The following is a 26,976-nucleotide window of genomic DNA, read 5'->3' as shown; positions in this document are numbered from 1 at the left end:
ATTTTGAAAGTTTTTGTTGGCTAATATTTAACCAAAAAAGGTCGGGTTGGTAAAACAATCCTACCCTTTTTGGTTTGGCCCACCAGCAGAGCCTCCCCCTTTCCCCCCCTTTTTTTGACACTAAAAGAGGGAGCTCCACGAACCCCACCACCGGGCTGCAGGCCTTTTAAAAAGTACCCGCCAAAAATCCAAGGGAAAGTGCAGCGATCAGCCATCGTCATCGTCTTCACAGTCAGCCAAAAACTCCCCCCAGGGATCCTCCACCGTCTCGTAGATCAGCTCACCCCTTTCCAGCTGACCTACTGCATCCACCAACGGCCTCGGGACGAGCAGGAGTTCACACTGCAAACCGGCTGCGATGAGCTCGAGAGTGTCCAGGCGCGGGTTGCCCCCCGCTTCAGTCCTCTGAAACTGCTGGCGACTCATCCCGATCGACAAGGCCAGATCCTCCTGCCGTAACCCACGGGATTTTCGGCGTTTTTTGATCTGCTCAAGAAGTGAACCGTGCATCTTCCCTCCCTAAAAAGCATCATATTTGTTGCATTTCCCTACAAAAGCAATCTTTGTGTTGCCTTTACATCAGGATCCATTCGGACACCCTGACATGACCCCCACAGCGCGAGGGTCGATGCAAGAGCGCAAAAAGGCGCCCATGGGCGCTTTATAACCGGAGCCATAAAAGGTAAGCATCAGCGCGTCAAACTCCTCTCGTCGCTTGGCCGGGACGTTAATCACAGGGTAGCCATTTGCAAGCAGCACGCCGTTCATCATAAACCGCCCCATGCGTTTGTTTACATCATAGAAAAACTGGCTTCTAGCCATCTCGAGAAAAACAAAAATGGCGCGGTCATACGGATCGGAGATCTGCAGGGCACCGGCGACCATTAGCTCAAAGAGCGCTGGCAGCTCCTCGGGCTCTGGCGGCAGATACTCGGTACCTGAAATGGTCACTCCACCGTGCCGATAGTCACCCCAGGTAAGCGCCTCCTCTTTGCCTGCGATCGAATGCAGATCCTTAGCGAACCGAGCAGACAGGTCAAACCATCCATTTTCAATCGCATCAAAAAGATAGCCCCACGCGTTCGCCTGGTTGATCGCTATCTGTTGGTCGCTTAAGGGGTGGCCGCCCACGGTGTGGCCGTTCATGAGCATTTGGATTTCAGGCAGGGTGAAGAGGATTCCCTCAAGGGCTACAGCGTCATGTACCAGCTCAGCGAGCTGATTCTTGGCTAGCATCAGTGCCATTTGTTTATCAGGTTTGATGTTTTTCAAGGTCATTTTTCACCTCCAAGACCCCCTGGGCCCCTAAAAACAGTACTCGCCCCCCAATGCGCGATGGTACCGATAAAGAGCTCATTGAGGGTAGGCTATGAAATTCCACGCGTGGGACACGCCCCCTCCGGAGAAAGGAGCTTGGGAAATTATCACCGGTGAGAAAGTCGCCACCTGAGGAGGGGATTGGGAAATTACCAGCGGTGAGAAAGCCCTCCCCCGGAGGCTCTTTGTGATCAAAAGACCCGCACGATAGATCCAACCGATGATGCCGAGCTGCCCCTTGGCCGGTAGCCAAGGAATGCCCAAGGAAGGGCTTCAGGCAGTCTGGGAAAAAAACACCTTTAAGTCAGAGATTTTCCCTGAACTTCACTCAAAAACCGTTCGTCACTGAACATAATCCCGCTCAGGTGGGATGGGTGACAATGGCTGGTTTTGTAAGTCGTTGATTTTATTAGGATCCGCTTTTGGCTAAGTTCAGTGAAGTATGGATTTAGTTCAGTGAAGTATGGATTTAGTTCAGTGAAGTATCGGTTTAGTTCAGTGAAGTATGGTTTTAGCCCAATGAAGTATGGGGTAAGCCCCCCCACAGCTCACGGTTATCCTCTTGATTTACACCAATTCAACTGCAGACGCTTATCCTATAGGATGGCTTAAACCTATTTGATTGCTGTTCATGGCACTCTGTCATTGAAACCAATGCCCCCCAGGGGCTAGGGAGCCTGTTGCTTCGATGAATACCCAAACCTCTTCTCTGGCTGGTCTGATCTGGTCAGTGGCCGATCTGTTGCGCGGTGATTTCAAGCAGTCCCAGTATGGTCGCATCATACTGCCCTTCACCGTGTTGCGTCGTCTCGAGTGTGTGCTGGCACCGAATAAGGAGAAGGTGCTGGCCATGGTGGAGACCACCCGTTCGATGCCGGAGGAGGCGCGCCATAAACTGCTGCTGAACGCGGCGGGACAGGCGTTTTACAACAGCTCGCGGCTGGATCTCGCCCGCCTGGGTGAAACCCATACCCTGGATAACCTCGACAGCTACGTGAGAGCCTTCTCCAACGATGCGCGGGAGATCTTCGAGCAGTTCAGCTTCGAGGGCAGCCTGGCCAAGCTGGAAGATGCCGACCTGCTCTACAAGGTGGTGCAGAAGTTCGCCCACTTTGACCTGTCACCGGAAGCGGTGGACAACTACCACATGGGGCTGGTGTTCGAAGACCTGATCCGCCGTTTCGCGGAAAGCTCCAACGAGACCGCCGGGGAACACTTTACCCCGCGTGATATCGTGCGCCTGACCACCTCCCTGGTATTCGCCACCGACGACGATGCACTCACCAAGCCCGGCGTGGTGCGCTCTATTTACGATCCGACGGCGGGCACGGGCGGCTTCCTCTCCTGCGGCATGGAGTACCTGCACGAACTGAACGAACATGCGCGCCTTGCCACCTTCGGCCAGGAGCTCAACCCCGAGTCCTACGCCATCTGTAAGGCAGACATGCTGATCAAGGGGCAGGAGATCTCCAACATCAAGCTGGGCAACACCCTGTCCCAGGATCAGTTGCGCGGCGAGCGTTTTGACTACTGCCTCTCCAACCCGCCCTTCGGTGTGGACTGGAAGAAGGTGGAGAAGACCGTCAAGGACGAACACCAGCACCAGGGCTTCGAGGGGCGCTTCGGGCCCGGCCTGCCACGGGTGTCGGACGGCTCCCTGCTGTTCCTGATGCACCTGATCTCAAAAATGCGTGGCAGTACCCCTGAAGTTCCGGGCTCACGCATCGGCATTATCCTGAACGGCTCGCCGCTGTTTACCGGCGGTGCGGGCAGTGGCGAGAGCGAGATCCGCCGTTACATTTTGGAGCAGGATCTGCTGGATGCCATAGTCGCGCTGCCGACCGATATGTTCTACAACACCGGCATCGCCACCTATATCTGGGTGCTCTCCAACCACAAGCCAACGGAGCGTAAGGGCAAGGTGCTGCTGATCAACGCCAGCGATATGCACAGCCCGATGCGCAAGTCCCTTGGCTCCAAGCGCAAGTTCCTCAACGACGAGGCACTGGACAAGATCGTCGGCCTTTACAGCCGTTACGATATGGCGGAGCTGGAAGCCGGCGGTATCGCCAAGCTGTTCAACACCACCGACTTCGGTTACCGCCGCATCACCGTGGAGCGACCCCTGAAACCGGCGTTCTACCCCCACGACCAAGAGCGGATCGCGGCGATGCAGGCCGACAAAACATGGGACAGACTGGATCAAACCCTACAGTCTGCAATCCTCCACGCCCTAAGCCGCTTTGCCGACAGCAAGCTGCTGTCACGAGCCACCTTCAAAAAGCAGCTCGGCGCGCTGCTGGGGAGCATCAAGCTACCCGCCCCGGCGTTCAAGTTGATCTGCAAGCATATGGGCGAGCAGGATGACGAGGCAGAGATCTGCAAAACCAAAGGCCAACTTGAAGCCAACCCCGATCTGCGCGACAACGAGAACGTCCCGCTGGGGGAGAACATCCACGATTACTTCGCCCGCGAAGTGCTGCCCCATGTGCCGGACGCCTGGATCGACGAGAACAAGCGTGATGACAAGGACGGGCAGGTAGGCATCGTCGGATACGAGATCCCCTTCAACCGCCACTTCTACCAGTACCAGCCGCCACGTTCACTGGAGGAGATCGATGCCGATCTGGACGCGGTGAGCCGGGAGATCATGGAGCTGCTGGCGGAGGTGCACTCGTGACAGGGGGGTATCAACCATATCCAGATTACACTGATTCTGGCAAACCTTGGCTGGGCCCTATCCCAGACGGTTGGAAAACGTTGCGCGGAAAGTATGTTTTCCGAGAGGTGAACGAACGGTCAGAGCTTGGCGAAGAGCAACTTCTCTCGGTCTCTGAGTACTACGGGGTTAAGCCGCGCCAAGAGGCCATCGGCGAAGGGGAGCATCTATCTCGGGCTGAGTCGCTCGTGGGATACAAGAAGTGCGAAACAGATGACTTAGTAATGAACATCATGCTTGCGTGGAAGACAGGTCTCGGAGTATCCGGCTACGACGGTATTGTTAGTCCGGCTTACTCAGTCTTCCGGTTTGATCCCCGGAAGGCATGGCCGAACTACATGCACTACCTGTTAAGGACGAGTCTGTACACTGGTCACTTCAAGACGTTATCGACAGGAGTTATAGACTCCCGGTTACGCCTTTACCCTGAGACCTTCAGTGGTGTTTCGATACTTCTACCTTCGCTTACAGAACAACGCACCATAGCCGCCTTCCTCGACTACGAAACCGCCCGCATCGACGCCCTGATCGCCAGGCAGCAGCGGCTGATCGAACTGCTCAAGGAGAAGCGGCAGGCGGTGATCTCCCACGCCGTCACCAAGGGCCTCAACCCCGACGCGCCGATGAAGGACTCCGGCGTCGAGTGGCTGGGGGAGGTGCCGGAGCATTGGGGTCTGCCCAAGCTACTGTACGTAACCTCGCGGATAGGAGACGGGTTGCATTCTACACCTGTGTATGAGGACGGCACCGGCTATTACTTCGTCAATGGCAATAACCTTTCCAATGGGGCGATCAAGCTCGGCCCAACAAGCAAGGAAGTTCCAGAAAGCGAGTACCACAAGCATCATATCCCGCTGGACAACTCATCTGCCCTCATGTCGATCAATGGGACAGTTGGCAATCTAGCTCTCTACAATGGAGAGCCGGTCATCCTCGGTAAGAGCGCTTGTTACATAAACTGCAAACAGCCACTCAACCGTCGTTTCCTAATGGCTTACCTCCGCAGTGATGAGGTGAGTCACTACTTTGACACAGAGGTTACTGGAACCACGATTTACAACCTTTCACTCAACTCTGTCAGGCAGATGAAAGTGTGCGTTCCACCAGAGAAGGAGCAGGAGGCGATCATCAAGTACTGTACGGAACAAGACCGGCAGTTCGGAAGGCTGATTGATCACGCGGTGAGAGCTATCGAGCTAATGAAAGAACGACGCACCGCCCTGGTCTCCGCCGCCGTTACCGGCAAGATCGACTTACGTGAGTGGGAGCGGCCTAGTGCATAGTTCAGGGAAAGAGACGGTTAGTAGTATCAAGGAGCTTCTAGCGTGGGCTAAAGCCACCCGACGGAAGACTGATCACGTTCTGTTCAGAGGGCAACGGAAGCCTTGGCCGCTGCTCCCTGGGTTATCTCGATTGTCTAACAATTCACGAGTGCTGGAGAGAGAAGACAAGCTCTTTTCGAGCTTTAAAGAGAAGGCAAAAGATTCTCTACACTTGATTCCCACTAACGACTGGGACTGGCTGGTGGTGGCACAGCACCATGGCCTTCCTACTAGGCTTCTCGACTGGACGAAGAACCCAAAGGTCGCCCTGTGGTTCGCACTGGAGACAGCTGAACAGCACAATGACTCTGATCCAGTGATATGGATGATGTGTCCGGACGCTGAGGACTATATCGAGCAGAACAACAAGGCCCGCCCCTTCGTAGGAACTAGAACGAAGTTGTTCGAGACTGAGTTCACGATCCCTAGGATCAGAGCGCAGAAAGGTCGTTTCTCCGTGTTCAAGCACGTTGAAAAGAGCTCGAAAGGTTTCGTTCCTTTGGAAAAGAACAAGTACCTGAAAAACCGGCTTTACAGTGTTCGAGTGGATAGTCGGGCGATTCCAGCGATGGTGAGCGAATTGAGAGCGCACGGTTATCATAGGGATACGATATATCCGCCGGAGTTGGATGAGGTCGCCAAGCAAGTGAGAAACGAGATTCTCGAAGGGTGAAAAAATGGATCAGAATTCCCCAAGATTAAAATCATTAGCTGACATTGTTCGGAGTAATCGACCTCGGTGGCCTCTTCCCGTTAGGGAGGCAGCTACATGAGCGACGCCAAACTCTATCGCTTTAACGGCGAGCAGGCAGAGGCGCTGCCGAGCCGCACCGCCAAACTTGAGAAAGAGCTGCAAGCGCTGATCGAGGGGCAGATGGAGGTGTTCCTCGGTGTGCGCTTCCTCGCCACCGAATACAGCACCGGCAAGACCCATAAGGGGCGCATCGACAGTCTGGGGCTGGATGAGAACGGCTGCCCGGTGATCATCGAGTACAAGCGCCACAGCAACGAGAACGTGATTAACCAGGGGCTGTTCTACCTCGACTGGCTGCTGGATCATCAGGCCGAGTTCCGCTGGCTGGTGATGGAGACGTTCGGTAAGGAGACCGCCGAGGCGATCGAGTGGAGCGGCACCCGGCTGATCTGCATCGCCAGCGACTTCAACAAATACGACGAGCACGCGGTACAGCAGATCAACCGCAACATCGAACTGGTGCGCTACCGCTACTTTGGAGAGGATCTGCTGCTGCTAGATCTGGTTAATGCACAGACGGCCAGCGGGCACGAGGCGGTGGTAGCAGCCAGTCATAACGCGGAGCCGGTGCCTGGTGCGAAGTGGGATTGGACTCACAAGGCCGCCCTTGAGGTCGCTCCTGCACCGCTTAAAGCGCTCTACGACGAGTTGTGTGACTATGCCGATAGCCTGGGTGATGAAGTGCAGCGTAAGGAGCTGAAGCTCTACACAGCGTTCAAACGTATCCGCAACTTCGCCTGCATCACCCTCAACGCTAAGAGCAACCCGAAGATCATCCTGATGCTGGCACTTTCTCCAACCGATGTAGATCTGGAGGAAGGCTTTTCCCGCGACATGCGTGAGATCGGCCACTGGGGTACCGGCGATCTTGAGCTGACGATCCGCACTGCGGAAGATTTGGAAAAAGCCAAGCCGCTGATCGAGCGCAGTTACCAACAGGGATAGCGTCATGCTGCACGCCATTATCAATAATAAAGCTGGTCGCATCCTGGTTAAGGAGGAGTCGATCCCTCTGCGTCAGGTTTACAAAGAGCGTGAGGATATGATCACGGCGGCGGTGTTTTCGCGCTTACCCTATCTCTCCGAACCCACCTTGCAGTTACTGCTCGAAACCTTTTTGCCTGATATTTCCACTGCTTTGAGCACCCTATCCGGTGTTGAATTCTGGCCACGTTTCAGCTCGACCATCCAGAACCAGGTGGAGCCAGACCTGATTCTTCACTTTGAGGGCCTGAAGGTGGTGGTCGAGGTGAAGCGCCCAAGAGATGGCTTGCAGCACGCTGAACAGTGGTACCGAGAGTTGGAGGCGTTGCCCGAGGACTACTGGCTCGGAGACTTGATTTTCTGGGCGGTAGGGGGTGACCCCAGCCATAACCAAGAGTTGATAGCCGGTTTAGCGGTACGGCTGGAAGAGGATGAGAAGATTTCTCGATCAGTCCCTTTATTTGCGTCGGACTGGATCAGTATCGCGAAGGGTATCGACCGGCTTCTCAGAAGCGACGGCCCGATGACGAAGGCAGACTCAGTGGTACTGGGTGACATCCTCTCCGCACTGGAGCTCTATGCCGTTCAATACCGCGAGTTTAAGATTGCTGACCTTTGTGATAGCCGTTTGCGCGGGGTTGCAGAGGCCAAGTGCCTGGCAGGCTGGGGGCTTTCGATGGGTGATAAGAAGAAGCCCGTTGTGGGAAGCCGTGCGGACTTCAAAGCTCTACCCGGTTTGGATGATTTTGAAGGGTTGCAACGTCCGATATGGGGAGAGTGGCGAAAGGGTATTGAGCAAAAAAGGCGGTCAGGCGAGCACTTCCCAGGCTGGGACGCTCTCCAGCACTACTCGCCAATAGCGGATGCCAGTTTTACCGCCATTAAAAAGATGAAGAGTCGCAGTAACGGGTTATGACAAGGAGAGATTATGGAGTCTGAAGCATTAAATGCGGCCATGGGTGATGTTCGCAAAGCGCAGCGTTTATTGGTGGCGTATCACCAGCGGGTGTTGCCAATTATCGAGAGTATCGCAAACCAGCTTGAGTGCGCTTACTACTACTGGCGGCCTGTTTTCCACTCTACACCCACAGGTGGCAAGTCCAACGCGTTTACGCGTTGGACATGGGATTATTCGCCGTTGGTCGACTCCAATTTCTTTTTTCTTAGCGCGCAGGTGAACGATAAAGATTCAGTCGTTCCCGAAGGGTGGATGCTGGTTGTTCGGCTGGTCACTGACAGTGGTCTTTCCCAGGCGTTTACCGACAAAAAAATAAACTGGGATGTCATGGATATTCCAGACGAAACGGATGCCACCGAAACTCGATTACAGCTGTACGCCTATAAAGCGGCTACAAGCTACGAGGAGAGCGATGGATGGTGGAACCTCTACGGAAAAAATAGCTGGCCCGATAAGAGCGGTGGACAGTGCATGCTCAATCAGGGAGGCTTTGTTTTTCGACATGATGTGCCCATTTCACGTTTGGGTTCGTCGGATGCCGTGGAAGCGGTGGTCGAGGAGTACAAAGCACTGCTTAAAGAGCGTCAAATTGTCGAGTTTAAGTAAAGGGTTGTCCTATGAGTGATGCCAAAGCCCTGGAGTTGACCTTCCAGAACCACATCATTGCCGAGCTGGAGGCGCAGGGCTGGTTGGTGGGCAATACCCACGGCTATGACCGCGAGCGGGCGCTCTACCCGGAAGACCTGATCGCTTATGTACAGGCCACTCAGCCCGATAACTGGCAGAAGTTCTGCAAGATCTACGGCAGTGAACCGGAGAAGCATCTGCTCAATGCGGCGGTACGGGGTCTCGATCGCAAGGGCACGCTTTGGCTGTTGCGTAACCAGATCGAAGACCGTGGGGTGCGTCTCAAGGTCGCCACCTTCAAGCCCGACCATGAGCTGAACCCGGAGTTATCGGAGCGTTACCGCGCCAACCGCCTGCGGGTGGTGCCGGAACTGATCTACAGCCCCCATGAGGGTAATCTGGGACGGATCGATCTGGCCCTGTTTCTCAACGGGCTGCCGGTGGCAACGCTGGAATTGAAGTCCTGCTTCAAGCAGAGCCTGGAGAACGCCAAGAAACAGTACCGCTACGATCGCAAGCCCAGGACGAATGGCAAGGACGAGCCGCTGCTGAAGTTCAAGCGCGGGGCTATCGTGCATTTTGCAGTGAACCAGTTTGAAGTGGCCATGACCACCAAACTGGCGGGTAAGGACACCTTTTTCCTGCCGTTCAACCGGGGCACCAAGGCGGGGGGGGCAGGCAATGACCAGCCCGAGGATGGCTATGCCACCGAGTACCTCTGGCGTGAGCTGTTCCAGCGCGACAACCTGCTCAAGATCCTGCACCGCTATGTACACCTGGAGCAGAAGGAGAGCTTCGACGAGCTGGGGCGGATCAAAACCAAAGAAACCATGATCTTCCCCCGCTACCACCAGTGGGCCGTGGTGCAAAAGCTGTTGGACGCGGCCAAGATGGAGGGCACCGGGAAGAAGTACCTGATCCAGCATTCGGCGGGGTCGGGCAAGTCCAACTCCATCGCCTGGCTGGCGCACCAGGCTTCCAGCCTGTGCGATGCGGCAGGTGAGAAGCTGTTCAACTCGGTCATTGTGATTACCGACCGCACCGTACTGGACAACCAGCTGCAGGAGACCATCTCCCAGTTTGAGCATGCCAGTGGCGTGGTGAGCCGTATCAACCGTGAAGAGGGTGACGGCAGTAAATCGGCCCAGCTGACGGAGGCGCTGGCCAGCGGGACGCCGATCATTATCGTCACGATCCAGACCTTTCCCAATGTGCTGACAGCGATCCAGGAGAGCTCAGGCCTGAAGGAGAGAACCTTCGCCGTGATTGCCGATGAGGCCCACTCCAGCCAGACCGGCAGTACCGCTCGCAAGCTGCGTCAGGTGTTGATGGCCGAAGAGCAGAACGACGAACGGGAACTCTCCGCCGAGGATGTGATGAACGCCACCCTGGCGGCCCGGGGCGGTTCCGACCGGATCAGCTACTTTGCTTTCACCGCCACCCCAAAGGCCAAGACCCTGGAGCTGTTCGGGCGTCCTGACGACCCAACGGTGGTGGCCAGCAACGACAACCCGCCCCGAGCGTTCCATGTGTACTCCATGCGTCAGGCGATCGAGGAGGGCTTTATCCTCGATGTGCTAAAGAACTACACCAGCTATTCGATGGCCTACCGGTTGGCGATGACCACCGAGGCCGCTGACCAGGAGGTTGACTCCAAAAAAGCCAAAACCCGTCTCAACACCTGGATACGGCTGCATCCCCACAACATCGGCCAGAAGGTGCAGGTGATCGTTGAACACTTCCGCAGCAACATCAGCCCATTGCTGGCTGGAGAAGCCAAGGCGATGGTGGTGACCTCCAGCCGTAAGGAGGCGGTGCGCTACAAGCTGGCGTTCGATAAGTACATTCGGGAGAAGGGCTACGAAAAACTGGCCGCCATGGTGGCGTTTTCGGGAGAAGTGATCGACAAGGAGAGTGGGCCCGAGCCCTTTACCGAAAAGAACATGAACCCCGGCCTCAAGGGGCGGGATATGCGCAAGGCGTTCGATACCGACGACTACCAGTTGATGCTGGTGGCCAATAAGTTCCAGACCGGTTTCGACCAGCCCAAGCTGTGCGCCATGTACGTCGACAAGAAGCTGACCGGTGTCGACTGCATCCAGACCTTGTCACGACTCAACCGTACCTATCCCGGCAAGGAGAGCACCTACGTGCTGGATTTCGTCAACGAGCCCGAGGATATACTGGGGGAGTTTCAGCCCTATTATGAAGTGGCCGAGCTGGATCAGGTATCCGACCCCAACCTGGTCTATGACCTGTTCCACAAGCTGCGGGATAACAGCATCATCAACTGGCACGAAGTGGTGGCCCTTGCCGATGCCTACTTTGACCCAAAGCGCGGCGCCCATGCGCTGACCGGCTATATCAAACCCTCGGTGGATCGCTTTGTTCACCGCTACCGCCATGCCAACGAAACCCTGCGGGAAGCGCGGGCGCAAATGAAGGAGGCGGCCCGGGTCGGTAGTGAGACAGAAAAGGTCAACGCCGAGCGCTGTGTGAAAGAGGCTGAAGAGAACCGTAACTCCCTCGACCTGTTCAAGAAGGATGTGCAGAGCTTTATTCGCTTCTATGAGTTTATCTCCCAGATCGTCCCCTTCGACGACAGCACGCTGGAGCAGATGAACGTGTTCTGCCGCCACCTGTTGCCCCTGCTGCATCAGGAGGTGATTGAGGAGGATGAGATCGACCTCTCCTCGGTGGTGCTGAGCCACTACAACCTCAAGTACAAGCGCACCCAGGATCTCAAGCTACGGGAGGAGCATGGCGAGTACCTCAGCGGCATCACTGGAGTGGGTACCGCCACGGCCCGGGAGCAGGAGAAAGATCTGCTGTCGCAGATACTGTCCAAGATCAATGAGTTAATGGGGATAGATATTACTCAAGGGGATGGACTTGATTGGTGGAATGGCATGGCCACAAAGATGAGTGAGAACAAGGCCGTGATGGATCAGGTTCATAACAACACCGATGCTGCCGTGATGAACGGGGATTTCCCTCGCGCTATGGATGAGGCAGTGATCGAGCGGATGGATACGCAGCAAGAGATGTCTATGAAATACCTAGGCAGTACGGAGGTGGCAAAAGAAGTACAGACTATGATGCTGCGTTGGTTGAGGGAACAGCTGGGTGAAGCCAGGAGGTGAGACCTGGGTGGGGGTGTCCCCCTGTTAGCTATACAAAAAACGAGTATTTGTGGTTCAGGAGAAAATATCATTGAATATCAAGAAATATCACTAAACGATCAATTGCAGGGTTTGCCCACTTGGCTAGGATTGCTTTTGACATCTAGCACAAAAGGAGCCTAACGATGCCAAAGCAACCCAACCACAATGCAGATATCCGTAACTCCAATAAAGGTACGGCTGGAACCAACAAGACCTACGACCGAAATCAGGGGAATAGAGGAGCACAGATGAATCCTCAAAATCATTCCCGAGGTGGTAAGAAGTAGACTGAAACGGTTGGGAGGGAGCTTCCCTCCCAACCGATAGGGACATGCATGGAAACAGAAACAGGGAAAAAAACCAGGGGTAAGCTCTTCAAGCAGACTAAGCAGTTAGTGCGTATGGCGCTAAATGATGGGTGGACGCAAAGTCAGATTGCAGATAAGTGTCGAACCAAACAGTCAGTAGTCAGTGCTTGGAATTCAGGGGCTAAAAATGGGAATGAAGAGCGACTTCGCCCATTGCTAGAGCTTTATGGGCACAAGATCCGCCGCAATAGCTTTAAGCTCTACTGGTCGTGGAGTGAAGAAGAAAACAAACAGTTTTATCGGGTAGAGGGCAAGGTGGTGTTTTCACACGCCTTCTGCGAAGCACGCCGATATCACCATCAGTTGGTTAAAAAAATACCAGTTCAAAAACTCGTGGTTCATTTTCAAGGGAATAACGCTTTTCGGGTAGTAGTTCAGAGTCGGATTAAAGGCACAGAACAAAATGGGAATAGGTTTGAATTTGAAAATTGTGACGAGAGTGCTTCGTGGTATTCGGTAGTTCACGAGCAAACTGATGTGGCTGGGCTGCTTGAGTTTATTGATGAGTATCGAAAAACACGCTTGAAAGACCACGTTGTAGATCAGTTTATACTTCCATTTTTGATACGGAAGGAACTACTGAACCATGGGTTTGATGTGGATGGTATTGAAGAATACCCTGCTGCTTGGTAGCTTAGGCAGTCCCCCCATGGGGATTTGAGCACCCAAACGCTCATACCGGCGGGAAACCGTCTCTGTTTGATACCGAAAGGGATGCCCCGTGACCAGCCAGTTCGCTGCCACGGCGCAATCAAACACACTACGGAGTGCAAGCCCATTGCTCTATAGAGGGCTAGGCGAAAGGGCAACTGATTAGCCGAAACGTGGCCTTGCGTTTAGGGATAGGGGTGGGTAAGCAGCCAAGCCGTCGGTATTAACTGACCGCTTGGCTGCACTTTTATCAAGTTTGTCCTAGTCCTATCCCAGCCAAGTTTGCTGACCCCCCCTCCCCTGTTATGGCGTTAACGCTCTACTAATCCACTGGGATGCCTGCCTTCTTAAGCGCACGACTATAGATCTTTCGATACTTGTCTTGCGACCCACCCAGATCTTCTGCCATCTCAACAAAGGTTTTGCCAGCGAGCTTTCCAAGGATTACATCTATCTCATCGGATGAGAGCCCCACCTTCTCCAGGTAGGATTGAACTGACTCTAAGTCATCATCACCTGAATCGAAAGCGGTACTCAAACGAGAATCCCAGAATTCAGATGCGTGCGGACTGTCTGAAAGAATCGGGTGGCGTGCTCTAGCAGCAACACTCTTTAGCCCACTTTTTGTGCTGCTGGGTTGAGCGTTGGCGTCGGTCGTAGATGTTGATTTCGAGTGCTTATCTACAGACCACCGAGCAGCTCGTGTCTTGAGGTAATTTTTAACCCCTTTGATGATGTACTTTTCTACCTCAGAGCGGAAGGCGTCGCTGTCTTTGGGGTTTTCGCTGTCCAGCAGAGATGAAGTGCCTTTTTTGATGGCTATTAGGGCCTTAACTAAGACCGTTTGAAGCGCATCCTCAGCGATCTGAACCTCCTCTCCGCTGGTATAGATCATCTGACCCAGGTATTTCTTGGTCAGCTGTATAGCTTTTGTGGAAACCGCAGGATTTGAGGCTACAGCAGCTAGCTGATCAATAAGGTCTTGAGTGGTTGTAGGCATAAGGGCTCGATCCTTATTCTTTTTATGGTCAGTTGAAGACACCCCCCTCCCCTCCCTCCCCAAAGTGAAACAGAACAAAAAACCGTACGGCGCAATGAAATTATTGGCCTAGGCTGTCCGGTTTAACCTCACCCGGTAGTTATAGAGGGTAAGAGGGTTAGAGTATTTCGGAGTATATCGCTTTTGGTTATAAATTAATCAGATAAGCGCTAATTATTATATAAAAAATTAAGGGGAGGCAATGAAATCAGGAAAGGAAAAAAAAGAAGAAAAAATTCAGACACTTGTCCGGTTTGGAGTAGGTCGATGGTTATAGAGGGTAGGTAGAAAGAGAGAAGGAGGTGGTTAATAAGCGATAAATTAATCGTAAGTCAATGATTTATAAGAAGTTGATTTTTTTAAACGCAGGATCTAGATGTTGTAGATGCTGATCAAAATTCAAACAGAGTGAGATGATCATGAAGACATAAGACAAACGGGCCTTTTCTGAAACACAGCTGACCCAGATGAAGAAGTAGCAGGACTACCTCGATCGACAGTCAAAGTATCCTGCCCCCCTCTTCTCCGGTCAAGTTTGAATCGAACAGTGAGTGCTGAAAAAAATGTCGGCACGCACATAGGGCCCCTTTGTCTCGAATTTAGGTCATTGAAGCTGATCAATTGAGGAAGAACTGGTGGCAATACAAACACACGAACAGCACAGCGGGCGCAAGGTTATGTCTGTAAGCAGGCTGACAACTCGAGTGCTGACGAAACTAAACAATGATCCGAGGGTATCAGCCCTTGAATCCAGGCTTCAGTACCACTGGGGGTTATACCTGTGGCGGTGCAGCGATGTAGTAGAAATCCTTGAGGAGGCAGGAAAGTTCAGGGTTCCTATGTGGAATAAGACCATTACCTATTACCCGGACTTCCAGATTGTTTTGAGCTCCGGAGCGGTGGTTTATCTGGAAATAAAGCCTAAGCGGGAGGCTGAGAAAGAAGAAATCAAGGTGAAGCACAAGGCCATAGGTGAGTACCTGAATAAGCAAGGGTATCAGTTTTTCGTGCTGACGGAGGAGGAGTTGCCGCTGAGTAATGTAGGCGTGGCTAATACCTGTCGCTTGAAATTAGTGCATACAACGAGACGACGAACGCTTGAGGAGCTGTGTGCGTTGCTACCCAAGCAAAAAACAACCTTCGGCGAGCTGTCGAAGAAGCTTGGCTGGGAGGTTGTGATGGAAATGATGGCGGCACAACTGCTTGGCTTTGATTGGAATAGAGAAATCAAGGAAACAACAGAATTAACATACATGGAGGGTGACCGAGATGTTCAATTCATTAGTGCGTGATACCCCGATAGCGCTGAAAGGGGAAAAGTATGTGATTGATAAAAATCTGCTGAGTGCCAATCGAGTTACTGTGTGCCAGCCAGAAAGCGGGATAGAGGTATCGTTAAGTTATGATGAGCTATCACATTACTTCGCGAAAGGCGAGCTTGTATTTGAAAGGCAAGCGCTGGATGTGATGGAAAAAAATGGGTATGACCTATCAGAAAGTAAAATGTTGCTGCTAAGCGATGAACGCAAGAAAGATATTCTGCGGAAAAAAGGGTATGTAAATGCAATTTCAAATCCCGATGGATCGGTGATCAAAGGTATAGATAATCAGTTGGAAAAAATAGCTGAGCATGCAAAAAAAGAAGATCCGTTCAGTGAGTCAAAAGGTGTGCCTTCGCTAAGCTCAGTCAGACGCTGGCATGCCCGGATTAGGGCATCAAAAGACAATGTATTGAGCTTGGATCGCCGTCCACGTACCCGGTCAAAAACCAATCCTGAAAACATAGAAAAAAATCACCAGGATGAGCTGACGCGGGAGCTATTCAACCTGGTCACTGAAAAACACTACTGGAAGCAAAATAAAGTCCCAGTAACACACATCCCAGTTCTTATGACGCTAGAAAAAGCCGACAAAGAAAGATACAGGGGGTGTAGCGTGCCTTCGTTATCAACAATGTACAGGTGGCTATCCACGCACTCAGCCTTTGACAAGAAGGTTAAACATGAGGGCTGGTTAGCTGCAAAACGAGCTTTTCCAAGTGGTGTACCAGTGGTTGAGGCAACATATCTCATGGAGGCTGTGGAATTGGATCATACACAGCTTGATATCAACGTGATAGATGAGGACACAAAAGAGGTCTTAGGAAGGCCGTGGCTTACAGTGTTCCTTGATAAGAAGTCGAGAATGGTAGTTGGGCTCTTTCTGTCCATGAGTACTCCATCAGCAAGATCAGTAGTCAAAGCGTATCGGAATATGGTTTTAAGTAAGGACTACGTCAAACATTTAAAAGGGGTGAACATTGAGTCTGAATGGCCGTGTATGGGCATGCCTGACCAGGTTATTACAGATAACGGACGGGACTTACACGCATCAGAGGTTCAGAGGGTAATGGGTCATCTGGGCGAGATCGTTTATCTGCCAAAAGGCAGCCCGCAACTCAAAGGTAGAGTGGAAAGGTTTTTCAGAAGTCTTAATGAAGGGTTATTTCACAGTAAGCGGGGAACCACATTTAGCAACTACAGCAAGTGTGGCGATTACAAAAGCAAAAAAGAAGCGATTTATACCCTATCCCAGGTGAACGTAATGATTCATAAGTGGGTTGTAGATGTATACCACACTCGAGTTCATAAGGCACTTGGTGAGTCACCTTTGACTTGCTGGCAGGGAAATAAGTTGTCACAGAAAATAATAAGATTGCCGAATAGCATAACGGAGATAGATGAGCTGTTGTGGATAATAAAACAAAGAACAATTCAAAAAGATGGCATTTCGATTGAAGGCTTGAAATATAACTCAAAAGAGCTGATGGGGATCATGCGCGAAAAAGGGTTAGCTTTTCAGGTTGACGTATTTGTTGATGAGGAAGACCTCAGACTTGTTCGGGTTGTTGTTCCGGGTACAACAAACACAATCGATGTGCCATGCACTTATACAACATACATCGAAAAAGTAAAAAATCTAAAAAGCCATCAGGAAGTAAGAAAGTCTGCATTGAGTAAAAGAAGGCAAGAAGAGAAGTTGTCGGAGCAGATCCTGTTAAGAGCACAAAAGGATCTACAGGATATGGAGCGTAAGGCGAAGAGCTCAAAGAGGAAGACGAGCGGTACCAGGAAGAAAAAAGCGGCAGCCGGTGATAGTGAAAAATTAACCGGAACGCAGCCTATTGGAATTTCAAAACGGAATCGGGGAAAAATAAAACCTGTGATAGAGAGTAAGAAGTTATCAGATATTAAAAAAGTGGAGGCGGTATGACAACTAATCAATCAAATGAAATGGCTCAGGTCATTCACAGAGCACGTCTTAATTTTAGTTCTTATAAAGCCGCCTATGATGCTGTTTGTAGATTGCATGAAACCGTTTGTACTCAGACGAGCAATTCGTTTGGTATGACGATAAAGGCGCCTTCGGGGGGCGGTAAAACAACCATGATAGAAGCTGTTGGTGAAAACTTTCAACCCATAGACAAAGGTACCTATGTCGAAAGACCAGTAGTAATTTTTTCTATTCCGCCAAGGCCCGGGATTATTTCAACGGGTATGGTGATACTTGATGCAATGGGAGCGCACTACCCTAGAAATGCCACCACGCGTGATATTAGCAAGATACTGTTAATCCAAATTATAAACTGTAAAACACGTATTCTGATTATTGATGAAAGTCAGGAAATGGTTGAGCGAGGAACACAAAAGCAGCATAGGGAGCTTGCTGACTGGCTTAAATGGCTAATGAATGAGACGAAAGTTTCAATCGTTATGGTCGGCCTACCTATCCTCACCAGGTTGCTGGATTCGAACTCTCAACTAAAACGACGATTTTCCGAAACTCACAGTATTAGTGGGTGGAACCTGGAGAGTAAGGCGAGTATGGAAGAGTTTCAGGCTGTTTTGTATACGCTGATCGAATCGTCTGGGTATAGGAAGGACTGCAGGATCATTGAGGATACAAAGTTTTTGGAGCAGTTGCACTATGCCACAAACGGGCTCATCGCCCATATGGTCACTATTACTGCTGAAGCCGTACGGTTATCTGCTGAGGACAGAGGTAAAGGGCTTAAAGTCTCACACTTTGAAGAAGCGTTTAAGCTAAAGATATGGGCTGAGGTATCCCTTGATAGAAACCCATTCAGTTCGTCCTTTAACCATGAACCGCTCACTCGCTTTGGTGAGCCGTTTTACGAGGAGGGCTAATGGGCATGAGCATTAACATTTACCCTTTCCCCTATGAGGGACAAAGTATCAACTGTTATGTAAGGCGGCTTGCCGAAGTGAATGGGTACCCTTCCGTTGGGTTGTTTAAAGAGATCTGGTGGAAGAGCAGAAATATCAGTGCGCATGAGCTTTGTGACGATGATATCGCTGAAGTCATTGGATACCGAAGGGGGCACCTTCAAAAGCTGAGATTGCTGTCAAGTGCACGGGGCTCTTGGGAACACCACTATGGTGCAATGCTGATTCCGAGCCATCACTTGCATAAGCATGAAATGTATTGCCCGGCTTGCTTCAAAGAGAAGGGCTATATGCTGGCGAAGTGGAGTATCGGTTGGCTGCCGTTATGTCTGGAACATCAGTGCCCGTTAATACCGGTCGACTATGAGGCAGAAAAGCTCATGCCTCCAGGTGTAGAAGCCAGCAGAACGACTAGGGATCGAAGGCAGTACGACCTTTTTGGATATGATGAGGTGTGTAAGATGCAGGCGGTGTTGGAGGCCCGCCTGGCGAAGGAAGAGAGAGGTAATTTCTCGGGCCCATCTCTTATCAGCTGTATAGATACGGCAATGATGCTGAGCACAGGTGCTCCGTCGATTGAGGCTGTCAAAAGTAGGCGAAGAAGGTACCCGATGCGGTATTTCCCCTTTTGGGGGGAACAGAGCCTGCAGTTTGTCGAGTGTCTGTCACAGGAGCTAAAGGCGGCGTAGCAGCCATGAACACTGAGCTGAGTATGAACAGCCGTCCAGCACCCCATGAGGACGAAAGCTTTCGGGGGTATTGCTGGCGGCTTTCATTAAGCAATGGGTTTTTCTCGCCCGCCCAAATGGTTGCGATAGTGAGTTGGCGGGTAGATGCAGCGCTAAGTGTGTGGGATCTGTTGATCGCCAACCTGCCAGGCCATTGCGTTGATTATCTTAGAGGTTTGAAGCAACGCTGTAGCGATCGATATGTGTTGAGATCAAACTACAGGTATTGTCCGGTATGCCTACAAGAAGCCAGGTACCACAGGGAAGCATGGGATTATGCACTCCTACCATATTGTGATCGTCACCACGTACGATTGAGTGACATTGGGGTTCGACCACAGGCAATACTGGATGGGAGCCTACCTTTTAGAGTCACACCCGGTCTACTTGATAGAGAGACGCGAGCATTACAACTACAGCAGCTGCTCTCAGATAAGTTGGTGTTAACTAACACTAACCAGACATCATGGCTTTTAGGCAGTTTGAATGCCGATCAGCTGCAAAAGCTGATCATGCTGTTGGGCTCATACCATGCGTTTGTAGGAAATCCCCTGCCACGGAAATCACCCATTAAAACCAGGACTGAGTGTGCAGCGAAAATATTAGTAAGCGCTAACTATGTCTTCGAGAACTGGCCTATTAGCCTGGAAGAGTTGTTTGCTGCAAGGTTAAGCGGTCTCAAGAACCGCTGCATAAAGCGCCAAGTGGGCTTCATCTATCTCGCAATGCACAGAGAGCTGAAAGATCCGGAGTTTAAGTTCGCGATCGATGCTTTAGATCATGCAATCACGCGAAGGTGGCCAGAGATCATCGATAGAAAGAGCCCATCACTGCACAGACAGCAACAGGGTAATCCAAGGTTTGTTAGTGGTACTGAACTCTCCAGGCGCGTAGGTCTATCGATGAAGCGTTTGGTGGGACTGATCAGGGAGGAAAAACTGGTGGGAAGTGTCAGGACGCTTCCCTCAGGAAACAGGCAGATTACCGTAGAGGCCGGGCAAGAGGGAAAAATCCTGGGTCTGAGAGCTGGCGTTGACCTTAAAAGAGCTGGAAAGATCATTGGGCTGCCAAAGGCGTGTGTGAGGAAACTGCTTAGGGCGGGTCTCATCAAAGGAGTCTCACCAAGACCAGGTAAACCCTGGGTCATCGAGCCAGAAGAGCTGGAAGCCTTTAGGTGCAGGCTGGAGGTGGACGCCAAGCGGCTGGTAGATACAGGTAGGCTGAAAAACCTGAACGAGATAGCCAGGTACTATCTACCAAAGCAAACAGGGCTTGTAGAAGTGCTAATGATGATGATTAAGGGCGCCCTACCCTATGGGAGGAAGTCATTGGATAAGATGGGCCTGGCGGAAAACCTCCTGGTGAATGTGGACACCCTTCGAAGCCTACTGATGGCGAAAGGATTGCTCTCTATCCCTGAGTTAGCGCAAGAGCTGCGAGTAAAGCAAGAAGTAGCCTATCACTTGGTAAGGCGAGGAGTCATCGAAGCAACAGACCAGGGGCGTCTTGGGCTGATGGTACGAAGAAAAGAGCTAGAAGCCTTTAAGAGGCGTTATGTCTGGGCAAGAGACCTCAGCAAAGAGCATAAGACTTCTCCCGGTAAGCTTGTCAGGATGCTAGAGGAGAGAGGCGTTAAGCCGGTATCAGGGCCAGCTATCGATGGTGGAAGGCAGTATGTCTATGTAAAGAATGAAGTAGTACGTACGTGCATCAAAAAGATTGATACTTAGGTGAATAAGAGATAGAAAGTAATATAACCAAAAAAGGATGGGTGGATATTATCCTGCCTTAGGAGAGCACATCCAGAGCCTTCACCCCTTACGGAAATTCGATATAGATAAAAGTAATTCAGAATGGATGTATTTCACACAGGAAATTATGTAAGAAGCCACTATAACTTCTTGATAAAAGGCTTAAGCGAAAAAGCTGAGTTCTCAGCAATTGCATCAACTCTATTCAATATCCACTTTAGAGGTAGTCCGACCTCACCTTCTAACTTTTTGAAAAGTAAGCTAGCTGAGATGGGGGTGAAACTATCAGACAGGGCAAGCATCCATATTGATTTTAATTCGAAGCTAAACTGGGGAAATACTATTCTTGGTAGTGATACTGGATACAACCCTGCCATGAAGTTTTATGAAGATGGGTTGTGTAAAATGCTAGGTGAGTTTTCGTTTTTACACACCTTATTCAAGCCCGAAACGCTGATAACAGACATAGTAGATGATCCCGAGGCGGATCGCTTTGATAAAGAGCGTGTTGATTTCTTTCTACCAATTGGAAATTTAGTAATAGAAGTCGATGGGGAGCAGCATCAGGGAGTAGTTAACTATCAAAAAGATAAGGCTAGGGATAGGCTGCTAAGCAAGCATCAAATAAAGACAGTTAGAATATCTACAACAGTTCTTAAAAATAAAAATAGAATTGAAGAGATTGCAAGAGAGGTTAGGCAACATTTATCCAGTACCAAAATCGTTGGAAGCTATAAAAAGCTACAGGATTCTGATTCTAAGCACTCTAACCTGGTTTACTCAATAATATACAGAGTGCAAGCAATAGTTATCGAGATGCTTGGTAGGAAAATGATTTCACTGAGTGACGATCAATGGAGTCTGTGGTTTGATACTGAAATAGATGTTAGATATTGCAATATAGCTATACAAGATCTATTGAACTGGGTTTCACTGATAGATAAAAGCAGAAATCTTCCTAAGCTAAACATAAATTGTGTAAATCCAGTATTTAAGATTGATGTGTCGCTCTCTAAAAGAGTTGATGACACTTTTTATCCTAAGAATGTAATTACATGTAGAACTGATCAGTTTGATCATTTTCCAGAAAATAATGCAGTAGGTGCTACTGGGAAAGATTACTTTGATTCTAGCTACTCAAGCTCTACAGATAATATAAAAATCGAAGAGCTAAATCTGAATGGCCTGTTAAAAGAGATATTTGGATATGAACAGTTCAATGGCGGACAAATAGATATCATAGAAAACGTTTTACAAAGAGAAGATACAATAGGAATTCTACCTACTGGTGGTGGAAAGTCTCTATGTTATCAACTGCCTGCAATTTTGTACTCTGGATTAACTTTAGTGATATGCCCGATAAAGTCCCTAATGAGGGATCAGGTGCAAGAGCTGAACTTCATAGGATTCCATAGGTCGGCATGTATTGACTCTGACACTGATACCAAAGAGAAAGAAAAAATATTAAGAAGAGTGGGTAAAGGTCAAGTCAGGTTTCTATTTGTAAGTCCAGAGCGGCTTCAGATATCGAACTTTAGAGAAGCTATAAGTTCTCTCCATGCTCAGGGTCTTTTATCTTTGGTGGTAGTTGATGAAGTCCACTGTATGTCTGAGTGGGGACATGACTTTAGAACATCCTACCTAACCCTCCCCCACACACTGAATAATATAGCAAACGAAGTACCAATACTTTGTTTGACAGCAACAGCTTCAAACAAAGTATTGCGTGATATTCAAGATGAATTCAAAATCGATGATGATAATGTTAAAACATTGTCTAGATATGAAAGGAAGAACTTACACTTCAAGGTGTTAGAGTGTGATCCGTTTTATAAAGTGCATGAGTTATTAAACGTTAAAGTTAGCCGAGAGGAAATAAGTGAGGATCGAGCTGGTATAGTGTTTACATCCTATGTGGATGGCCCTAAAGGAGCGTATCAACTTTTTATTGGGGGCTCTGGTTATTACAAAAGCATAGGAATTTTTACCGGGAAAAAGCCTAAAAACCATGTTTCAAAAAACTTTGAAGTTGAAAAATTAATGACACAGAGAGACTTCAAGAATAATAAGATTGGATTGCTGGTTGCGACAAAGGCATTTGGTATGGGTGTTAACAAAAAAAATGTCTATACGACAATACACGCAGGATTACCACAGTCCATAGAGTCTTTATATCAAGAGGCTGGAAGAGCTGGAAGGGATAGGACTGACTCCGAGTGTTATGTCTTATATAAAAAACCTGAAGACTATGCCTATGATAGATTTTTTAATTACGATAATTTCAAAAGTTTTACAAAACTTAATTTAAAGCATGGTGGTGGTGATCTTTCAACGCACCATTTTTTTATTAAGTCCAGTATTTCAGATAACTATCGTGTTCCTGATGTTATAAAAATGATTGTTCATTATCTGGCTTATAAAGATGATGGGCAAAGTGAAATCGTGTCTGAAAAATTTTATGCTAAGCCAGAAATAGTTGAATTGGCTTTATATAGGCTATACCAGATAGGAATCATAGAGGACTGGACAGTAGAAGATTTTGCTAAGGGTATTTATCTTGTTGATTACAAGATGTACTCAATAGCCGATCATAATGAGATTGTACGAAGACTTACTGCGTCAGATAAAAGGCCAAATGGCTATGGTTTAACGCAAGAGGAAATTGATAATACAAACTCCATGGATGATTGGATTGAAGGGATATATAGGCTGGCGAATTTTGTTATAGAGTACCATCTTGATACACGTGTTAGGAGTAGGATTGAGTCACTTAAAACACTTTTAATAGCCTGTAATGAATACAAAGAAAAAAGCTCTGATGCTTTTAGAGAAAATCTGGAATCTTATTTCGCTATAGACTCTATAAACGACTCACTTTCCGATGTGGTAAGTTCTGGTAGCGACTACACATCAATACTAAGTTACCTTTCCGGCGCAGGTAGCTCTTTGCTAAAGATGTCATCCGAAAAGATAAAGAAACGAATATTTTCTCTAAGACGTTATATCGAGTCCTATCCTAATGATATGGGGTTAAGGCTCATAAATGAAATTCTTTTATTTCATGTAGATAAAGAAAGTAATCCTGAAAAATTAATCGAGTGTTTAGAGAGTTATAGAAAGATTAAGTTACCAGGCAATGATTACTACGTATGCCTTAAAGAGCTATCAATGCTGTTTAATTCAAAAAAATGGGATTTTATTTCAAAGTCAATTGCTATGAAAATAAAATCAGATAAAGAGCTAGATGCTTATATTCGATCCATAGGTAGTGATGAATTAACGCTTATGCTATTGAATAACGTAGATAAAAAGCTGAAAAAAGTTAGTAGGAGTTTGTATGAGCTTATATGACGAATCCGAGAAGGCTTTGTCTGATATTAATAAAATATTAGAAAACCTGAAAGAGTCAAAAACCAAGATTCACGAATCAGCGGATGGTCTTACAGAAGCATTAAATGCCTTTGTAAAGCTTAATGGCCCCCTCTATGAAATTGTAGATAAGAATCTCGAGCTAGATAAGATTGTTAAGTCTTCATATGATGGTACAAAGGAGCAAATGGCATCCTTGAAGGGGGCTCTTCAAAGAGATCTAGAAAGATCAGTAGATTTATTCACGAAATCTACTGAGAGTTTTAACGCAAACCTATCATCAATCTCAAGCCAAATAGAAGAAAAATCTGAATTGATCAAGGAGAGTATAGATAGGAGCGATGCCAAACTCACGAAGCTGATAGTAGCAGTGCTTATTATCCTAGCGGTTAGTCTAAGTTTATCTGGTTATATGTTTTTTGACATGACAAGTAAATAATATTAGCTTTAAAATCCTTATGGTACCGTCAATATCATACAAGTGATGATAATTGTCTCGTAAGTATATAATGTAACCTTGATCTGAACATTATGCGCACTGAATAAGAAGTTAAATAGACTAATATAAGTTTTAAAGCACGGCCATGAACAAATATTTATTATTCATCATTAGTTAGCCTACTCTCTTCGAGTAGGTTTAGTAAGTCGTGCATGCTTGGAGAGAACTTCTGTAATAACTTTCGGTTCTCCGGCCTATACCAAGATGATGGATACTTCCCAATTTCCAAAGGTTCCCTCCCCCTGGATTCGTGTCCAAGCGCTGCTGCATACAGGTCATCTAGCTCTGCCTTAGCTTCAGGGTATTCGCCTTCAACCTCATTCAACACATCTTTAAGATCAAGCAAGTGAGCTGGGTATGGGTGCTCAGCCCGGAGTAGCTCACGGTGCTCTGGCTTTTCCCAGCTGCGTGGAAATGGTCTCAGTCTGAGTATCGAATCTATTGGTATATCTAAGTCCAGCGGTTCACCTTGCGGAGGTTTATAACCTAGCTCAGACAGGCTGAGCTCTAGATCGATTAGCCGCGCAAACTCATTTTTTAGTTCATGTACTTCTAGAGAGTTGTTTTTTATGTGCGCATTAATTTCTTCTTTCTCTTGTAAGAGGTTTTTTATCGCTCGGCTCTTGTCTTGGTCGTACATGTCTTATCCCTGATTTGGCCTACCACTATTTTGATAAAAAGGCGGTACAAAGGTCAATAGTTGCACAATATTCACCCTGATCAAAAAAGATTACAGCTATTGACCTTTCCCCCCAAATTAGAGCCATGACCTTGATGAGATTTTCAACTAACTGAGGGGCACCCATTTTAAGTACCACCTGCTACGTGACCTGCGCAGGGTCTTAAGGGGAGCACTACCTAAAGCGATGTTTTTCCTTAAAATTACCAAAGAGTTGAGATTTTGTCTGGAATAAACCATTTTTACTGACAAATTCTGTACATAAATTCGTCATCAATTTTGGAAAAGCGGATAAAAAACAACGCCAACTTTTTCCACTTATCTTGGTTATTTACAAGGTAAACAGGGGCTATTACAGCCCCGCAACAAAAAGAGCCGCCTCTTGTTAAGAGTGCGGCTCTTTTTTTATTCACATCTATATATCGCAGTATTAGAGGTAAGTGTGCGACAACTAACCTGATTAGCTAGAAGAGATGTGATGTAAATACTCAGTTAAGAGGCGGTCGTCTCGCTGGTGGGTTCAACCATGGACACCGAAGGGGGGTCAATTTCAGCCAGGGTGGTATGGATCCAATGTTCGGCTTCGGTGGTAATCTGCTTGCTGCTTTTACCTTCGATGGAGATGAGTGGACCGATCACAACATCGATGATGCCCGGGTGCTTAATCCACGCCCTCCCCGGCCAGCAGCGACCCGCATTGTGGGCAATTGGCAGAATGGGCTTATTGGCTCGCGTGGCCATGGCCGCAGCGCCTTGTGTAAAGCGACCTGGTGAGCCAACCGGGCGACGGGTTCCTTCGGGAAACACCAGCACCCAAAAGCCCTGGGTCAGGTACTGGCTGCTCTCCTGTATGATCTTGATCAGCGCTTTCTTGGGGTTGCTACGATCAATGGGGATCGCACAGAGCAGGTGGAAGGCCCAACCGAAAAAAGGGATCGACATCAGCTCCTTCTTAACCACCTGGGCCTGGGGGGTCAGCAGGGTCTGCAGGAAGAAGGTCTCCCAGGTACTCTGGTGATTGGCAGCCACCACGGCGGATACCGCGGGTATGTGTTCGCGACCACGGACCCGGTAGTGGACACCACAGATCCAGGAGCACAAACGCATTACGCCGCGTCCATAAGGCTGGACAAAGCGATGGTGACGTTTATCTCGGGTAACCATCCAGGCAAATAGGATGACAACGCAGGAGATAAACAGGGTCCAAAGGGCCAGTAAGAGATAGAAGAGACCGGTACGTACGACGGCGACCATATTCAGAGGCGCTCCTTTGCTAACAGGTCCGTGGTAAAAGCATCTAGGCTATCGTAAACCAGGGCCTGTTCCAACAGGGGATCCCCTTTGCCCAAAGTCCTCTCCCCCTTACCGGTTCGAACCAGGACAGGAAGTGCGCCCTTACTAACGCCGGCTTGGAGGTCCCTCAGGGAGTCCCCAACAAGATAGCTACCCCTGGCGCTGACACCGAGGACCTCCTCGATCTGTTCGATCAGTCCGGTTGCGGGTTTGCGGCATTGGCAGCCTGCTTCAGGAGCATGGGGGCAATAGGCGATATAGGCGATGCAACCGCCGGCAGAGGTAACTAACTGGTTAAGCCGTTGGTGCATCGCATCCAGTGCGGATTGAGGAAACAGCCCGCGTCCGAGGCCTGACTGATTGGTGGCTATGGCGACTTGATGACCTGCCTGGCTGAGGCGGGCAATGGCATCAATGCTACCGGGAATGGGAATCCACTCCTCCAGGGATTTGACGTAGGCGTCAGAATCCTCATTGATGACGCCATCTCGATCCAGAATTATCAGTGCCATGGAAACGCCTTGGACG

At 49.2% G+C, this 26,976-nt stretch carries 21 protein-coding genes and 1 pseudogene; 16 read left to right on the top strand and 6 right to left on the bottom strand.

Translation table 11 applies throughout. The features are described 5' to 3' along the window. Nucleotides 1-207 precede the first annotated feature (207 nt). Both D0544_RS12110 and D0544_RS12105 read right to left on the bottom strand, forming a co-directional pair. Complete coding sequence (locus D0544_RS12110; protein ID WP_125016499.1) at nt 208-510, bottom strand: helix-turn-helix transcriptional regulator; 303 nt, start codon at nt 508-510, stop codon at nt 208-210. A gap of 69 nt (nt 511-579) precedes the next feature. Next, nucleotides 580-1,278: a Fic family protein gene (locus tag D0544_RS12105; RefSeq protein ID WP_125016497.1), complete on the bottom strand. Its 699-nt coding sequence runs from the start codon at nt 1,276-1,278 to the stop codon at nt 580-582. Between the two features lie 727 nt (nt 1,279-2,005). Between D0544_RS12105 and D0544_RS12100 the strand changes: the two genes are divergently transcribed. The 8 genes from D0544_RS12100 (at nt 2,006) to D0544_RS12065 (ending at nt 12,846) form a co-directional block, all read left to right on the top strand. Next, a complete protein-coding gene (locus D0544_RS12100; RefSeq protein ID WP_125016495.1) occupies nt 2,006-3,997 on the top strand; it encodes a type I restriction-modification system subunit M in 1,992 nt (663 codons plus the stop codon). A 107-nt stretch (nt 3,998-4,104) separates the two neighbouring features. Then, a complete protein-coding gene (locus D0544_RS12095; RefSeq protein ID WP_125016493.1) occupies nt 4,105-5,319 on the top strand; it encodes a restriction endonuclease subunit S in 1,215 nt (404 codons plus the stop codon). Then, entirely contained in the window at nt 5,294-6,031 is a 738-nt protein-coding gene (locus D0544_RS12090; protein WP_125016491.1) for an FRG domain-containing protein, read from the top strand. The genes D0544_RS12095 and D0544_RS12090 overlap by 26 nt, the downstream gene beginning before the upstream one ends. Nucleotides 6,032-6,127: 96 nt before the next feature. Further along, nucleotides 6,128-7,057: a DUF5655 domain-containing protein gene (locus D0544_RS12085; RefSeq protein ID WP_125016489.1), complete on the top strand. Its 930-nt coding sequence runs from the start codon at nt 6,128-6,130 to the stop codon at nt 7,055-7,057. Between the two features lie 4 nt (nt 7,058-7,061). Next, nucleotides 7,062-8,012 carry a hypothetical protein gene (locus D0544_RS12080; RefSeq protein WP_125016488.1) on the top strand — a complete coding sequence of 317 codons (951 nt, stop codon included), beginning with the start codon at nt 7,062-7,064 and terminating at the stop codon, nt 8,010-8,012. Between the two features lie 12 nt (nt 8,013-8,024). Further along, entirely contained in the window at nt 8,025-8,660 is a 636-nt protein-coding gene (locus D0544_RS12075; RefSeq protein WP_125016486.1) for a hypothetical protein, read from the top strand. A gap of 11 nt (nt 8,661-8,671) precedes the next feature. Next, the gene (locus D0544_RS12070; protein WP_125016484.1) at nt 8,672-11,824 is read left to right on the top strand and encodes a type I restriction endonuclease subunit R; all 3,153 of its coding nucleotides are present in this window, start codon (nt 8,672-8,674) and stop codon (nt 11,822-11,824) included. A 356-nt stretch (nt 11,825-12,180) separates the two neighbouring features. Then, nucleotides 12,181-12,846, top strand: a complete 666-nt coding sequence (locus D0544_RS12065; RefSeq protein ID WP_125016482.1) for a helix-turn-helix domain-containing protein — start codon at nt 12,181-12,183, stop codon at nt 12,844-12,846. A 340-nt stretch (nt 12,847-13,186) separates the two neighbouring features. Here the strand turns inward: D0544_RS12065 and D0544_RS12060 are convergent, their stop codons facing one another. Continuing rightward, complete coding sequence (locus D0544_RS12060; protein ID WP_125016480.1) at nt 13,187-13,906, bottom strand: hypothetical protein; 720 nt, start codon at nt 13,904-13,906, stop codon at nt 13,187-13,189. Between the two features lie 632 nt (nt 13,907-14,538). On the opposite strand from D0544_RS12060, the gene D0544_RS12055 reads away from it, so the two are divergent. The 8 genes and pseudogenes from D0544_RS12055 to D0544_RS12025 all read left to right on the top strand — a co-directional run bounded on the left by D0544_RS12055 (nt 14,539) and on the right by D0544_RS12025 (nt 24,416). Further along, nucleotides 14,539-15,195, top strand: coding sequence for a TnsA endonuclease N-terminal domain-containing protein (locus D0544_RS12055; RefSeq protein ID WP_125016478.1), 657 nt, complete (start codon nt 14,539-14,541; stop codon nt 15,193-15,195). Then, on the top strand, nt 15,173-17,155 hold the full coding sequence (locus D0544_RS12050; RefSeq protein ID WP_125016476.1) for a Mu transposase C-terminal domain-containing protein: 1,983 nt from the start codon (nt 15,173-15,175) through the stop codon (nt 17,153-17,155). The genes D0544_RS12055 and D0544_RS12050 overlap by 23 nt, the downstream gene beginning before the upstream one ends. Then, nucleotides 17,152-18,090, top strand: a complete 939-nt coding sequence (locus D0544_RS12045) for a TniB family NTP-binding protein (RefSeq protein WP_125016475.1) — start codon at nt 17,152-17,154, stop codon at nt 18,088-18,090. Before D0544_RS12050 ends, D0544_RS12045 begins: the two co-directional genes overlap by 4 nt. A gap of 5 nt (nt 18,091-18,095) precedes the next feature. Then, nucleotides 18,096-18,818 carry a TniQ family protein gene (locus D0544_RS12040; protein ID WP_164880917.1) on the top strand — a complete coding sequence of 241 codons (723 nt, stop codon included), beginning with the start codon at nt 18,096-18,098 and terminating at the stop codon, nt 18,816-18,818. Between the two features lie 5 nt (nt 18,819-18,823). Further along, nucleotides 18,824-19,162: pseudogene (locus D0544_RS17490) on the top strand (TniQ family protein); the annotation flags it as partial. A gap of 207 nt (nt 19,163-19,369) precedes the next feature. Beyond that, nucleotides 19,370-20,587: a helix-turn-helix domain-containing protein gene (locus D0544_RS12035; protein ID WP_243647330.1), complete on the top strand. Its 1,218-nt coding sequence runs from the start codon at nt 19,370-19,372 to the stop codon at nt 20,585-20,587. Between the two features lie 123 nt (nt 20,588-20,710). Beyond that, nucleotides 20,711-23,959 (top strand): RecQ family ATP-dependent DNA helicase, encoded by a 3,249-nt coding sequence (locus tag D0544_RS12030; protein WP_125016469.1) that lies wholly within the window; start codon nt 20,711-20,713, stop codon nt 23,957-23,959. Further along, the gene (locus tag D0544_RS12025) at nt 23,946-24,416 is read left to right on the top strand and encodes a hypothetical protein (RefSeq protein ID WP_125016467.1); all 471 of its coding nucleotides are present in this window, start codon (nt 23,946-23,948) and stop codon (nt 24,414-24,416) included. Before D0544_RS12030 ends, D0544_RS12025 begins: the two co-directional genes overlap by 14 nt. A gap of 160 nt (nt 24,417-24,576) precedes the next feature. Here D0544_RS12025 and D0544_RS12020 read toward each other — a convergent pair whose 3' ends face one another. The 3 genes from D0544_RS12020 to gmhB form a co-directional block, all read right to left on the bottom strand. Next, entirely contained in the window at nt 24,577-25,116 is a 540-nt protein-coding gene (locus D0544_RS12020; RefSeq protein ID WP_125016465.1) for a hypothetical protein, read from the bottom strand. A 531-nt stretch (nt 25,117-25,647) separates the two neighbouring features. Continuing rightward, a complete protein-coding gene (locus D0544_RS12015; protein WP_125016463.1) occupies nt 25,648-26,409 on the bottom strand; it encodes a lysophospholipid acyltransferase family protein in 762 nt (253 codons plus the stop codon). A 2-nt stretch (nt 26,410-26,411) separates the two neighbouring features. Further along, nucleotides 26,412-26,960, bottom strand: coding sequence for a D-glycero-beta-D-manno-heptose 1,7-bisphosphate 7-phosphatase (gene gmhB / locus D0544_RS12010; protein ID WP_125016461.1), 549 nt, complete (start codon nt 26,958-26,960; stop codon nt 26,412-26,414). Nucleotides 26,961-26,976 lie beyond the last annotated feature (16 nt).

Source organism: Aestuariirhabdus litorea (assembly GCF_003864255.1).
Classification (GTDB): domain Bacteria; phylum Pseudomonadota; class Gammaproteobacteria; order Pseudomonadales; family Aestuariirhabdaceae; genus Aestuariirhabdus; species Aestuariirhabdus litorea.
The sequence above is the reverse complement of the archived record's forward strand: the minus strand, read 5'-3'. Positions and strand labels throughout refer to the sequence as shown.